This window comes from Corynebacterium guangdongense (assembly GCF_030408915.1).
Taxonomy (GTDB): domain Bacteria; phylum Actinomycetota; class Actinomycetes; order Mycobacteriales; family Mycobacteriaceae; genus Corynebacterium; species Corynebacterium guangdongense.
In genome coordinates this window covers 1,929,930-1,942,103 of record NZ_CP047654.1, presented here as the reverse complement: position 1 = coordinate 1,942,103, position 12,174 = coordinate 1,929,930, and the positions used below count along the sequence as shown (strand labels likewise).

General features: G+C 69.5%; 8 protein-coding genes and 1 other RNA gene. 5 read left to right on the top strand and 4 right to left on the bottom strand.

Features of this window, described 5'->3' with window-relative positions:
- The first annotated feature begins 52 nt into the window (after window positions 1–52).
- Both rnpB and CGUA_RS09130 read left to right on the top strand, forming a co-directional pair.
- An RNA gene (gene rnpB, locus CGUA_RS09135) (RNase P RNA component class A) lies at window positions 53–447 on the top strand.
- A gap of 26 nt (window positions 448–473) precedes the next feature.
- Window positions 474–1,871, top strand: a complete 1,398-nt coding sequence (locus tag CGUA_RS09130) for an RNB domain-containing ribonuclease (protein ID WP_290194937.1) — start codon at window positions 474–476, stop codon at window positions 1,869–1,871.
- A gap of 53 nt (window positions 1,872–1,924) precedes the next feature.
- Here the strand turns inward: CGUA_RS09130 and CGUA_RS09125 are convergent, their stop codons facing one another.
- Both CGUA_RS09125 and CGUA_RS09120 read right to left on the bottom strand, forming a co-directional pair.
- Window positions 1,925–2,506: an NADPH-dependent FMN reductase gene (locus CGUA_RS09125; protein WP_290194935.1), complete on the bottom strand. Its 582-nt coding sequence runs from the start codon at window positions 2,504–2,506 to the stop codon at window positions 1,925–1,927.
- Between the two features lie 177 nt (window positions 2,507–2,683).
- A complete protein-coding gene (locus CGUA_RS09120) occupies window positions 2,684–3,988 on the bottom strand; it encodes a galactokinase family protein (RefSeq protein ID WP_290194933.1) in 1,305 nt (434 codons plus the stop codon).
- A 189-nt stretch (window positions 3,989–4,177) separates the two neighbouring features.
- On the opposite strand from CGUA_RS09120, the gene CGUA_RS09115 reads away from it, so the two are divergent.
- Window positions 4,178–4,396 carry a hypothetical protein gene (locus CGUA_RS09115; RefSeq protein ID WP_290194931.1) on the top strand — a complete coding sequence of 73 codons (219 nt, stop codon included), beginning with the start codon at window positions 4,178–4,180 and terminating at the stop codon, window positions 4,394–4,396.
- 73 nt (window positions 4,397–4,469) lie between these two features.
- Here the strand turns inward: CGUA_RS09115 and CGUA_RS09110 are convergent, their stop codons facing one another.
- Both CGUA_RS09110 and CGUA_RS09105 read right to left on the bottom strand, forming a co-directional pair.
- A complete protein-coding gene (locus CGUA_RS09110) occupies window positions 4,470–6,152 on the bottom strand; it encodes a CYTH and CHAD domain-containing protein (RefSeq protein ID WP_290194929.1) in 1,683 nt (560 codons plus the stop codon).
- Window positions 6,153–6,252: 100 nt separating this feature from the next.
- Entirely contained in the window at window positions 6,253–7,314 is a 1,062-nt protein-coding gene (locus CGUA_RS09105) for a DUF2786 domain-containing protein (protein ID WP_290194927.1), read from the bottom strand.
- Window positions 7,315–7,588: 274 nt separating this feature from the next.
- Between CGUA_RS09105 and CGUA_RS09100 the strand changes: the two genes are divergently transcribed.
- Both CGUA_RS09100 and CGUA_RS09095 read left to right on the top strand, forming a co-directional pair.
- Window positions 7,589–8,926, top strand: a complete 1,338-nt coding sequence (locus CGUA_RS09100; RefSeq protein ID WP_290194926.1) for a glutamine synthetase family protein — start codon at window positions 7,589–7,591, stop codon at window positions 8,924–8,926.
- A 29-nt stretch (window positions 8,927–8,955) separates the two neighbouring features.
- The gene (locus tag CGUA_RS09095; RefSeq protein ID WP_290194924.1) at window positions 8,956–12,168 is read left to right on the top strand and encodes a bifunctional [glutamine synthetase] adenylyltransferase/[glutamine synthetase]-adenylyl-L-tyrosine phosphorylase; all 3,213 of its coding nucleotides are present in this window, start codon (window positions 8,956–8,958) and stop codon (window positions 12,166–12,168) included.
- Window positions 12,169–12,174 lie beyond the last annotated feature (6 nt).

The following is a 12,174-nucleotide window of genomic DNA, read 5'->3' as shown; positions in this document are numbered from 1 at the left end:
GGGAGCGGTTACCGGAAAACCCCCTTCCGGGCGTAAACTCGGAGCCTGCGGATGAGTTGGCCGGGTGATCGCGGCTTCCCGAACCGGCGGCGGGCGCCGTTAGGCGGGGGTCGAGGAAAGTCCGGACTCCACAGGGCACGGTGATTGCTAACGGCAACCCAGGGCGACCTGCGGGAAAGTGCAACAGAAAGTAGACCGCCCGGGCATGTCCCGGGTAAGGGTGAAAGGGTGCGGTAAGAGCGCACCGGCATCGCTGGTGACAGCGGTGGCCAGGTAAACCCCACCGGGAGCAAGGCATGACAGGCCGCAGCGATGCGGTCCGGTTCAGGCGTCACGGGCTGCCCGCCCAGCCTGAAGGTAGCTGCTTGAGGCGCCCAGCGATGGTGCGTCCAGATGGATGATCGCCCCCTGAAGGGACAGAATCCGGCTTATAGGCTGACTCATCCGCCCTCTACATGCAACAATTGGGGCTTATGAAACTCTACGCGGCAGCTCTGGATTTTCGACCGATCGCGGAGGAGTTCAACATCCCCACGGTCTTTCCGGACGATCTGGTCGACGCCGCGGCGCAGGCCACCGACCGCTTCGCCGACCAGCGCCGGGACGCCCGCGACATCGCCTTCGTGACCATCGATCCCGCCGGTTCGCGGGACCTGGACCAGGCGGTGCACATCGAGGCGCGCGGGACGGGTTACCGGGTGCATTACGCGATCGCCGACGTCGCCGCCTTCATCGAGCCGGGATCGTCGCTGGAGGCCGAGTCGCTGCGCCGCGGCCAGACGATCTACCTGCCGGATGAGCCCGCCCGCCTGCATCCGGCGCCACTGTCGGAGGGATCCGCCTCGCTGCTTCCCGACGTCGACCGCCCCGCCGTCCTGTGGAGCATCGACCTGGACGACGCCGGGGAGGTGATGGACGTGCAGGTGGAGCGGGTGACGGTGCGCTCGGTCGCCAAGCTGGATTATGACGGGGTGCAGGCCGACCTCGACGCCGGGCGGATGCATCCCTCGATCGAGCTGCTGCCGGCCGTGGGGCGCCTGCGCCAGGAATCGAGCCTGCGTCGAGAAGCGATCAACCTGCGCATCCCCTCCCAGCGCGTCGAGCGCGGCGTCGACGGGCGCTACGAGCTCGTCATCGAACCGCGCCCGGACGTCATGGACTATAACTCGGAGATCTCGCTGCTGACCGGCATGTGCGCCGGGCAGATGATGGTCGCCCACGGCCGGGGCCTGCTGCGTACGCTGCGCCCGGCCACCCCGGAGGGGGAGGCGGAATTCCGTTTCGAGGTGCGCGCCCTGGGCTTCCCGCTTGCTGACGCCGACTCGATTTCCCGGTTTCTCGCGGGCGTCGACGCCACCTCCGCGGCGGGCATGGCCGTGATGCGTGAGGCGCAGAAGCTGCTGCGCGGGTCCGGCTACGGCCGGGTGGAGAACGGCGGCGCCGAGGTCCACGCCGGCGTCGGCGGGCATTACGCGCACGTGACCGCGCCGCTGCGCCGACTCGTCGACCGCTTCGCGACGGAGTACTGTCTCGCCATCGCCGGCGGGTACGAGGTGCCCGAGTGGGTGCTCGCCCGCGCCGACGCGGTCGTCGACGCCATGCACCGCACCTCGCAGTTCGCCAACAGCGTCGACAGGGCCTGCCTGCGGTTGACTGAAGCGACGGTGCTGGCGCCCTGGCTGGGGCACAACTTCGACGCGACCATCCTGCACACCGACGGGCAGGAGCGCAGGGCCCGTCTCTTCGTGCACGAGCCACCGGTCTTCGGGGAGTCGCTGGGCGCCCCGGAGGAGGGGACCCGAACCAGTGTCTCGCTCATCCGCGCGGACGTCGGGACCCGTGAGGTGCAGTTCGCCTGGCCCGCCGATTAACGCGGAACGCGGCGCCACCCCGGGTGGGGTGACGCCGCGGGACGGTTCGCGTCTTAGGCGTTGACGGTGGCCAGGGCGCGCTGGCGAACCGGGATGAGGGCCTCGGTCCAGGCGATGGTCTGCTCGAGCATCGGCTCGACGGAGGCGGCCTGCATCTCGGTCGGCTTGAAGGTGGAGAACTCCTCGAAGTCGGTGAACAGGGAGAACATGCCCTGCTTCTGGACGTGGGCGATCTGGAACTCGGAGAGGATGCCGCGCAGGTGCTCCACGGCGCGGGCGCCCATGGCGGAGCCGTAGCCGACCAGGCCGGCGGCCTTGTTGGAGACCTCGTCGCGCAGGTAGGCCAGGGCGTTGGTCAGGGCCGGGGCCGGGGAGTGGTTGTACTCGGCGGTGATGAAGACGTAGCCGTCGGCCTCGGCCATCTTGGCGGAGAAGGCGGCGATGTTGGCGTTGGCCTTCTCCTGCTCCTCGGCGGAGAGCTCCTCGCCGAGCAGCGGCAGCTTGTAGTCGGCGATGTCGACGAGCTCAAACTCGGCGCCGCCCCGGGCAACGGCTGCGTTGTAGACCCACTCGGCGACCTGACGGTTGTTGCGGCCGGTGCGGGTGGTGCCGGTGACGATGGCGATCTTGGTCATGACGTTCTCCTCGGAAAGTTGTTTGTGGGAGCAGGGGCTCCACTGCTTGAGTATGATACGTCAACATCTTTGGTTGTCAAATAAACAAAAACTTCAAGCATCGGGGGTGTGGCCGCCTTCGGAAACAGTGACGCGGCGCCGCAGCCAGGCTGCGGCGCCGCGTCGGGGACCACCCGGTTATGCGCTGGGCTCCGGGGCGAGATCCGCACGCGCCCCCGGCGCCAGTTCCACGACGATGAAGCCCTCCGCCACGAGATCGGCCGCGAAATTGGCCGCCCGGGCCGCCGGGACCAGCGCCACCACCGACTCGCCCAGCCCCGCGCTCGTGGCCCGCGCGGACAGGGCGCCACGGACCCGGGCCAGCTCCGCCAGCTCATCGGAGGCCGGCAGACCCAGCCGGGCGTTGAGCTCGGCCTGAGATTGCGCCAGCAGCTGCCCGATCTCCTCGCCCCGCCGCGAGCGCAGCGCCCGGGCGGCACGCTGGGCGCGACCGGTCTCCGCGTCGATGAAGCTGAGCCAGGCGTCGGCCTGCTCGGTGGAGGCCGCCTCCTCCGGACCGCGGACCTTGTGGACCGCCTGCAGCCAGTCGAGCACTCGGGTGGCGGCGTCGGGGAGCTGGCGCAGCGTCTCGGTCCCGAACGCCCGGCAGGCCTCCTCGAGGAAGAGTCGCTGCCGGCGGATCAGCGCGTAGGCCTCGGCGGCGTCCCTCTGCTTCTCGACCGGGAGGCCGACGACGAAACCGCGGACCTCGCGGTTCACCGGGTGCGGCGCCTGGGTGACGGACCCGTCGGCGTAGTCGATGATCGAGACCGTGTCGCCCGGGCAGCGCAGCGCCGCGGTGTGGCGCGCCCGCAACGCCGGCCGCGCGGAGAAGGTGTCCGCCGCCTGGGACGCGATCTCGGCCAGCCGGGCCCGCAGGGGAGCGTCCCCCAGCTCCGGGGACGCGGCCTGCAGTGCCACCGCGAGCGCGGCGTCGACGGCGGTGTCCGCCCCCAGCCCGAGACCGGCCGGGATGTCCGAGACGATCGTGACGTCCATGCCCTGGGTCTCGCGGGAGAGCAGCTGACGGTGCACCAACGTCCAGACCAGGCCACCGACCCGCGCGGCGGCGCCGCCGACCGGCGCGTCCGGCGTGACCGGCTGACCCTCCTGGTCGATGGCCGACTGCTGCTCGGCGGCACGCTCACTGACGACGGCGACGTCGATGGTGTCGGTCTCGACCTCGCCCGGGGCGCCGTCCGCGCCGTAGCGCTGGGAGCTGACCCTGATCACGGAGTCCGGGCGGGGCGAGTAGGCCACGGCCGCGCGCAGATCGGCGACCCCGACGATGACCAGACCACCGGCATGGTCCACGTGCTCGCCGATCAGCGGGTAGGTGGCCGGCGCATCAGCGACGGCGACGGCCCCGGTGCCGGTGATTTCCTCGTGCAGGCGGCGGGCCCGCTCGTGGGCCGGGGTGTCGGTGACGGTCCACATCGGCATGATGGGCTCACTCCTTGTTGGGGTCACGGTGGGTATTGGGGGAGAGGAAGGCGCGCTTCCAGCAGACATCAGGAGGCCCACTCTACTTGCCGGCCCCACGGCGTCGCCCACGCCGGTAGCCTTGACCATGTAAGCCGACACCCACAGGTGTCTGATGAATACGCGACATTTTCGTAAGGAGAACACATCATGTCCGACGAGAAGTGGTACTACAACCTGGCCACGGGCGAAGTCCGACAGGGCAAGGTGGATTCCTGGTCAGACCGCATGGGCCCCTACGACACCAGGCAGGAGGCCGCCTCCGCACTGGAAATCGCCCGGGCCCGCACCGAGGCCGCCGACGCGGCCGAACGCGCCGAGGCGGAGGCCGAGGACAACTGGGGCGAACCCGCCTCCTGGGAGAAGTAACCCCCGCCCCGCGAACACTCACCGGGCCCGCACCACAGGAAGGTGCGGGCCCGGTGTCATGGGCGGAGCGGCGCTACTTCTTCTTCGTGAGCTTGAGGCGTCCGAAGGAGGCCTTGATCTGCTTGACGCCGTCCTTGTACTCCTCGAGTGCCTGCAAGCCGAGGAAGCGTTCGCGCTGGTAGAGCAGCCCGTAGGCGAAAGTGCTCTCCCCTCGGCGGTCGGCGGCCTGCGCGAGGTGGACCAGCTTGTCGCGGGAGGTGACGGAATCCTGGAAATCCCCCAGCGAGGACTGCAGATCCTTGCAGGCCTTGTAGAGCCGCTTGGTCTTGACCCGGGTGGCGGCGCCGACGGCTTCGGCGGCGTAGCGCAGCTTCTTGGCTGACTTACGCATGTCATGGAAGTAGTCCTCGCGCTCATGCAGCGTGAGTTCGTGATTGTCCCAGTTGTCGACCGCGCGGCGGTGCCGCTTGAGCAGCTTCCGGTAGGCCTCCTCGAGGTGGCTGAGCAGAACCTCCTCCGGGGACAGCTCCGGTTCCTCCTCGGCGGGGGCCGCGGAGGTGTCCGTGTCTGCGTCGTCGGTGGCGGCGTGGCGGCCCGTGGCGGCAGTGACCTCGTCCTCGTCGAGCCGGTGTGCCCCGGCCAACGGGGGATCGGCGAGCAGCTCGTCGATGGCGTCCAGCATGTCCAGGTAACGGTCGGAATCCAACGCCGCGACGACGTGGCGGTGGGCCCGGCGGTATTCGGCGCCCATGTCCTCGCGAATGTGCTCGCGCGCGGTCGCGTCGATGACGTCGGAGTCCTCCGCGTCCAGCAGCGCGTGGAAGCGCTCCTCGACCACCTCAGCGTCGCGGGCTCGGCCCAGGATGGAGGCCAGAATCTTCAGCTCGGCGAGCAGCTGCTTGATGGCCTCGCCGGCGAGGACGCCGTCGAAGGTCTCCATGTGGCTGCGCAGCTCGCGGGTGGCCACGCGCATCTGATGGACGGAATCCCACTCATCGCGGCGGACCTTGGGGTCATACTCGATGAGCTTGTCCCGGTTGGCACGCAGAGCGGTGATCACGCCGGCGGCGGCCGAGTCCTCGTCCAGATCGGGATCGCGCAGGTGCGCCGGCACCGGGGCGTGGTCGACGGAGTCGCCCAGCGCCGCCGCCAGCTTCGACGGGGAGGAGGAACGGCGGGCCCCGGCGCCGATGAGAAGCTCGGTGATCGAGTGGAGGAAGTCGGCCCCGATGTCGGTGCCGATCATCGGCTCGGCCAGCTCGACCTCGCACTCCCGCCAGGAGGTCTGCGCGCCCCCGGGAAGCAGGGACCAGGCGGTGACCCGGTCATCGCAGAACTCGCCGATCGGCGTACCGTCGGCCAGGCAGAGCGTGGACTCGGTGCGGTGGTTGTCCACCTGCGCGACGGGGGCCAGCTCATGGTTGCGGACGATCGCCCGCACCTGGGCCAACAGATCGTCCGGCACGTGATAGACCCCGTTGACGGGGTCACCGAGCTCCGCGTGCAACTCGATGCGTCCGGAGTCGGCGGGTAGCTTGATGTGCCAGCCATCGTCCTCTCCACCGGTGCGCCGGCGCAGCGTGATCTTCTCCCGGGTCAGGCGCAGGTCCCGGGTGTCGTAGTAGATGGCGGACAGACGGTGTTCGCGGGTGGAGCCGATGGATTCCACCTCCGGCAGCCGGGTCAGATCGGGGACCGTGGTGGCGCCGTCGACCGCGAACTTAATTTCTACCTCATGAAACTTATTGATGGCCATCGTTGACGGTCACTCTCCTCGATCTGTTGAACCGGGTGAAAACAGCACGCCGCCCGGGCGGCGGACAGCAGCCGGAACGGGTGCTCACTGACATCCCAGCCTACCGGGACAACGCCCGCCTGCCCCGCAAGCCGGCTTCCTGATCAGGACCGAGCTTGGAATTGTGGGCGGCATCCCGGCCGTCGGCGTGGCCGCCCGGATGCCGCGAACTCAGGTTCATTGAGGAGCGGCGGGGGAACATTCGGTTGAATGCGTCGGCGACGGCGACCTCGCGGTGGGTGAGGGCGGGCAGGGCGTCCTTCCCGGCCGCCTCCTCCCGCGCACCGCGGTGTGCGTCCTGCGGGACGGTGGCGGCGTCGCGCAGCAGGCGGCCGATCTCGGTGGCGTAGGAGAGCTGGAAACTTCGGCGGTAGGCGCTGGTCTCGTCGAATTTGCGGGCTGCCCGCGCTCCGGGGGAGTTGCGCATGAACCAATCGCGCTGGCGGTTGACGCTGGCGAAGGTCGCGGTGACGTGGCGGACGTCCGCCGTCTCGCCGACGATCAGCGCCAACCCCTTCCGGTGAAACAGGATGGCCCTGCACCCGTTGGGCTGGGCGACCGCCCCGAGCAGCTGCGCCTGGTGCGGCACCCAGGGCGCGCGAAGGTGGATACGGGCGGTCGCGATGGTCGGGCCCTCGCCGGAGGTCAGCTCGTCCAGGATCTCCGCCAGGCGGTAGCGTTGCCGCAGCTGGGCGGCTTTTTCCAGCAGGGCCTTCGCCTCCTCCTCGTAGGTGGTCGACTCCGCCTTGGCCAGCAGCGCCTGGACCCGTTGATGGGCCTTGAGCTGAGGCTCGTCGAGACCGGCCAGCGCCTCCTCATCGGTACGCAGGACGGTGTCGGCGCCGGGAATGTCGGTCAATTGGCGCAGCTCGACGATCCACGTCCGAAGCAGGGACATGTCCCGGGGCGGGCGACCGCCGCGCCTGGACTGTCGTCGCCAGCGCTCGGCGACGGGGCCGGGCAGGAAGGTGATCAGGTCGGCGGCCGTGTGGAGCAGGTGGTCTAGGCCGGGGCCGGTGCTCAGCACATGGCGCAGATCATCGGGCAGCCAGCCACGGGCCCCGGCGTCAAGGATCTGAAGACGTGCGGCATTGACGGTGGCCTGGAGCAGGTCGTTGTTCATCGGTTTCCCCTCGAATGTGTGGCGGTGGTCGGACCGCGGCCCGGACGGTCATCCCCCTGATGGCCGGCGTCGGCGACACTCTGTCGCGGTCTCAGGACCCATCCCATCACCCGGCTCCGACACGCCACCGCCCAATCACCCCCGGATTGGGGCGGGCCGTACTGTCGCCACCTGCGGTGATGCGGGCGTCGTCAAGCAGCGGTGGAAGCGAGCAAAGCCGGGCCCGGGGCGGAACCCGGCCCCGGTGTCCGGTCGCCGTTCTACAGTGGCAGTCATGAACAGCCAACAGGAATTCGTGCTGAACGCCGTAGAAGAACGCGACATCCGGTTCATCCGGCTGTGGTTCACGGACATCACCGGGCAGCTCAAATCGGTCATGATGAGCACCAACGAGTTGGAGGGCGCTTTCGAGGAGGGAGCGGGCTTCGACGGTTCCTCGATCGAGGGGTTCTCCCGGATCAGCGAGTCGGACACGCTGATGCTGCCGGACCCCTCCACGTTCCAGATCATCCCCACCGACGTCGATCTGTCGGATCTGCAGGCCGCCCGCATGTTCTGCGACGTCGTCATGCCCGACGGGCAACCCTCGCTGGCGGATCCGCGGCAGGTGCTGCGTCGCCAGGTGCTGGCCGCCGCCGACAACGGCTTCACCTGCAACGCGAGTCCGGAGATAGAGTTCTACCTGGTCAAGGACACCCCGAAGGGAGAGCCGCTGGTGCCGACGGACTACGGCGGGTACTTCGACCAGTCGACCAACCTCGACGCGCCCTCCTTCCGTCGGCGCATGATGCAGGCGCTGGAGGAAATGGGCATCGTCACCGAGTTCTCCCACCACGAGACCTCGCCGGGCCAGCAGGAGATCGACCTGCGCCACGCCGACGTGCTGACCATGGCCGACAACGTCCTGACCTTCCGCTATCTGGCCAAGCAGGCGGCCGCGCACGCGGGGGTGCGGGCGACGTTCATGCCCAAGCCGTTCCAGGAGTACGCCGGCTCGGCCATGCACACCCACTTCTCGCTTTTCGAGGGCGACTCCAACGCCTTCCATGATCCGGACGACGAGATTTCCCTGTCGAAGACGGGACGTCACTTCATCGCCGGCATCCTCCACCACGCCCACGAGATCTCGGCGGTGACCAACCAGTGGGTGAACTCCTACAAGCGCCTCCAGTTCGGCAATGAGGCGCCCACCGCAGTGACCTGGGGGATCTCCAACCGCTCCGCGCTGGTGCGGGTACCGACCTACCGCCTGCACAAGGCCGAGTCCCGCCGCATAGAGGTGCGTTCCCTCGACTCGGCGGCCAACCCCTACCTCGCCTACGCGGCGGTCCTGGCCGCCGGTCTGCGCGGAATCCAGGAGGAGTACCCGCTGGAGGAGCCCGCCGAGGACAACGTCGCCGGACTGACCCGCCGTGAACGCCGGGCGATGGGCTACAAGGATCTCCCGTCCAGCCTGGACGAGGCGCTACGCCATCTGGAGAAGAGCGAGTTCATGGCCGAGGTGCTGGGAGAGCACATCTTCGAGTTCTTCCTCCGCTCCAAGTGGGAGGAGTGGCACACCTACACCGAGCAGATCACCCCGTGGGAGCTGCGCCACTCGACCGACTACTAACCCGCGACACCTGAACGGAGGCAGCGTCCATGGCCGCAGCACGACCGCGCCGCGTGCTCCCGTCCCCGGCGGCGCTCGGACTTTCCGGGCCGCACGTGGCCGAGGACCTGGAATTTCTCGGCTGGACCACCCCCGGCTCGGAGGCCCTGCTCTGGACGCTGGCCGGTGCCGGCGACCCTGACCTGGCCCTCAACGCCCTCCGGCGCCTCGCCGACGCCCTCGGCGAGCGCTACACCGAGCTCGACCATGCACTCCGCACCGACGAGATCCTCCGGGTCAGGCTGCTCGCCCTGCTCGGCGGTTCCACCGCACTGGGCGACCATCTGATCGCCCAGCCACAGACCTGGGTGGAGCTGGCCGAGCCCGTCCCGGACTTCGACGCGCTCATGGTCTCGATGCTCTCCGCCGTCCACGCCGTCCCCGCGGACGTCATCGTCGATCCCGAGACGGGTGAGGCCGGACACGACACCGCCTCCCCGGAGCTGACCACCCCCGGCACCTACCGCGCCGGACTGACCGGCCACGAGGCCAAACTGACCCTGACCACGACCTACCGGACGCTGATCATGCGCATCGCAGCCTGCGACCTGGCCGGCACCTTCGCCGCCCGGCGCGGTCACGGCGCCGGTCAGCCGCGGCTGGACTTCGAGCCCCTGACGAGCCTGCTCACCTCGCTCGCCGACGCCGCTCTCACCGCCGCGCTGGCCGTGGCCGTGGCCACCGTCTACGGCTCCGCGCCCGTGGACTCGCGTCTGGCGGTCATCGCCATGGGCAAATGCGGCGCCGGGGAGCTCAACTACATCTCGGACGTCGACGTCATCTTCGTCGCTGAGCCGGTCACCACGAAGATCAACCGCACCGCCAGCGAGTTCATGCGCATCGGCTCGGCCTGCTTCTTCGAGGTCGACGCGAACCTGCGCCCCGAAGGCCGATCCGGGGCGCTGACCCGCACCCTCGACAGCCACCGGGCGTACTACCGCCGCTGGGCGAGCACCTGGGAGTTTCAGGCGCTGCTCAAGGCCCGGCCGATGACCGGGGACATCGCCCTCGGGGAGCAGTACCGCGCCCTCATCGACCCGATGGTGTGGACCGCCTCCCAGCGTGAGTCCTTCGTCGACGACGTCCAGGCCATGCGCGTGCGCGTGGTGGAGACCGTGCCCGCCGATCTCAAGGAACGCGAGCTCAAACTCGGCCGGGGCGGCCTCCGTGACGTCGAGTTCGCGGTCCAGCTCCTGCAGCTGGTGCACGGGCGCTCCGACGAGAACCTGCGGGTCACCGCCACCACCGAGGCCCTGCGCAGGCTCATCGACGGGGGATACGTCGGCCGGGAGGACGGCCGCGTGCTCATCCGCGCCTACGAGTTCCTCCGCCTCCTGGAGCACCGGCTCCAGCTGCAGCGCCTGCGCCGCACCCACGCGCTGCCGGCCGTCGACGACGACCGGGCGATGAATTGGCTGGCGACAACCACCGGATTCGTCCCGGACGCGGACTCCACCGACACCGATCAGCTCAAGGCGCAGCTCAAGAGGGTCCGGCGCAGTGTGGCGGGTCTGCACACCAAGCTCTTCTACCGCCCGCTGCTCAACTCGGTGGTCCAGCTCAGCGTCGACGAGCTCCGGCTCTCCAAGGAGGGGGCGACCGCGCAGCTGGCCGCCCTGGGCTACCGTCACCCCGACCGGGCCTTCCAGCACCTGTCGGCCCTGGCGGCCGGCAATTCGCGTCGGGCGAAACTGCAGGCGATTCTGCTGCCCAGCCTCATGGAGGTGCTCGGCACTACCGCGGACCCGGATGCGGGACTGCTCAACTACCGCAAACTCTCCGAAACTGCGGTGGACCGCTCCTGGTTCCTGCGCATCCTCCGGGATGAGGGCGTCGTCGCGAGCCGGCTGATGTTCATCCTTGGCACCAGCCCTTACGCTGCCGACCTGATCATCGCGGCGCCGGACATCATCAAGCAGCTCAGTGACGGCGCCTCCGGACCGAAGCTGCTGGAAACGGCTCCGGACCAGGTCAACAGTTCCCTGGTGGCGGCCTCGAAGCGCCACGCGGATCCGGACAAGGCCGTCGCCGTGGCGCGCGCCCTGCGCCGCGCCGAGCTCGCCCGCATCGCCTCGGCGGATCTGCTGGGGTTCATGGACGTCGACCAGGTCTGCTCCGAACTCTCCTACGTGTGGGACGCGGTGCTGGAGGCGGCGCTGCGGGCGGAGGTGCGCCACAGCCTGCTGACCCACGGGTGGGATGAGCCGCCCGCCCGGATCGCGGTGATCGGCATGGGCCGGCTCGGCGGCGCCGAGCTCGGCTACGGCTCCGACGCGGACGTCATGATCGTCGCGGAACCGGTGGCCGCCGACCCCGGCACCGACCCCGGCTCCGGCCTTGACCACGGGACCCGCTCCGGGGCCGCTTCCGACGCCGAGACTGACGCCGAGACTGACGCCGAGGCGGACTCGGAGGCGAGCACCCACGCGATCACGTGGGCCACGACGATCATCGAGTCGATGCGCGCCCGCCTGGCCAGACCCTCCTCGGACCCGCCGCTCGAGGTGGACCTGGGTCTGCGCCCCGAGGGCCGCAGCGGCGCCATCGTGCGCACCATCTCCTCCTACGAGCGCTACTACCGGGAATGGGGCGAGGTGTGGGAGACCCAGGCCCTGTTGCGCGCCACCACCGTGGCCGGCGACCGCGCCATCGGGGAGCGCTTCCTCAGGATGATCGATCAGTTCCGTTACCCGGAGGGTGGGGCCAGCGCGGCCGACGTGCGCGAAATCCGCCGCATCAAGGCGCGCATCGACAATGAGCGGCTGCCCCACGGCGCCGACCGCACCACCCACACCAAACTGGGCCGCGGCGGGCTCAGCGACATCGAATGGACGGTCCAGCTGCTGACGATGCAGCACGCCCACGAGATTCCTGCGCTGCACACGACCTCCACGCTGGAGAGCCTCGCCGTGCTGGAGGAACTCGACAACGACGAGATCATCTCCGCCCGCCAGGTCAACATCCTGCGCGACGCCTGGCGGATGGCCACCAACGCGCGCAATGCGACGGTGCTTGTCCGCGGCAAGCGCACCGACCAGCTTCCGCAGCCGGGGCAGCAGCTCACCCAGGTCGCCGCGGCCGCCGGCTGGCCGCCGGAGAAGTCGAACGACTTCCTGGAGGCTTACCTGCGGGCCACGCGGCGCTCCCACAACGTGGTCGAGGAGATCTTCTGGGGGGAGGCGCCGACCCGCGAGTACTCCTGACCGCGG

Coding starts and splice junctions, on each gene's coding strand:
- CGUA_RS09095 (WP_290194924.1), top strand. CDS start 8,956: ATGGCCGCAGCACGACCGCGCCGCGTGCTCCCGTCCCCGGCGGCGCTC.
- CGUA_RS09115 (WP_290194931.1), top strand. CDS start 4,178: ATGTCCGACGAGAAGTGGTACTACAACCTGGCCACGGGCGAAGTCCGA.
- CGUA_RS09130 (WP_290194937.1), top strand. CDS start 474: ATGAAACTCTACGCGGCAGCTCTGGATTTTCGACCGATCGCGGAGGAG.
- CGUA_RS09105 (WP_290194927.1), bottom strand. CDS start 7,314: ATGAACAACGACCTGCTCCAGGCCACCGTCAATGCCGCACGTCTTCAG.
- CGUA_RS09110 (WP_290194929.1), bottom strand. CDS start 6,152: ATGGCCATCAATAAGTTTCATGAGGTAGAAATTAAGTTCGCGGTCGAC.
- CGUA_RS09125 (WP_290194935.1), bottom strand. CDS start 2,506: ATGACCAAGATCGCCATCGTCACCGGCACCACCCGCACCGGCCGCAAC.
- CGUA_RS09120 (WP_290194933.1), bottom strand. CDS start 3,988: ATGCCGATGTGGACCGTCACCGACACCCCGGCCCACGAGCGGGCCCGC.
- CGUA_RS09100 (WP_290194926.1), top strand. CDS start 7,589: ATGAACAGCCAACAGGAATTCGTGCTGAACGCCGTAGAAGAACGCGAC.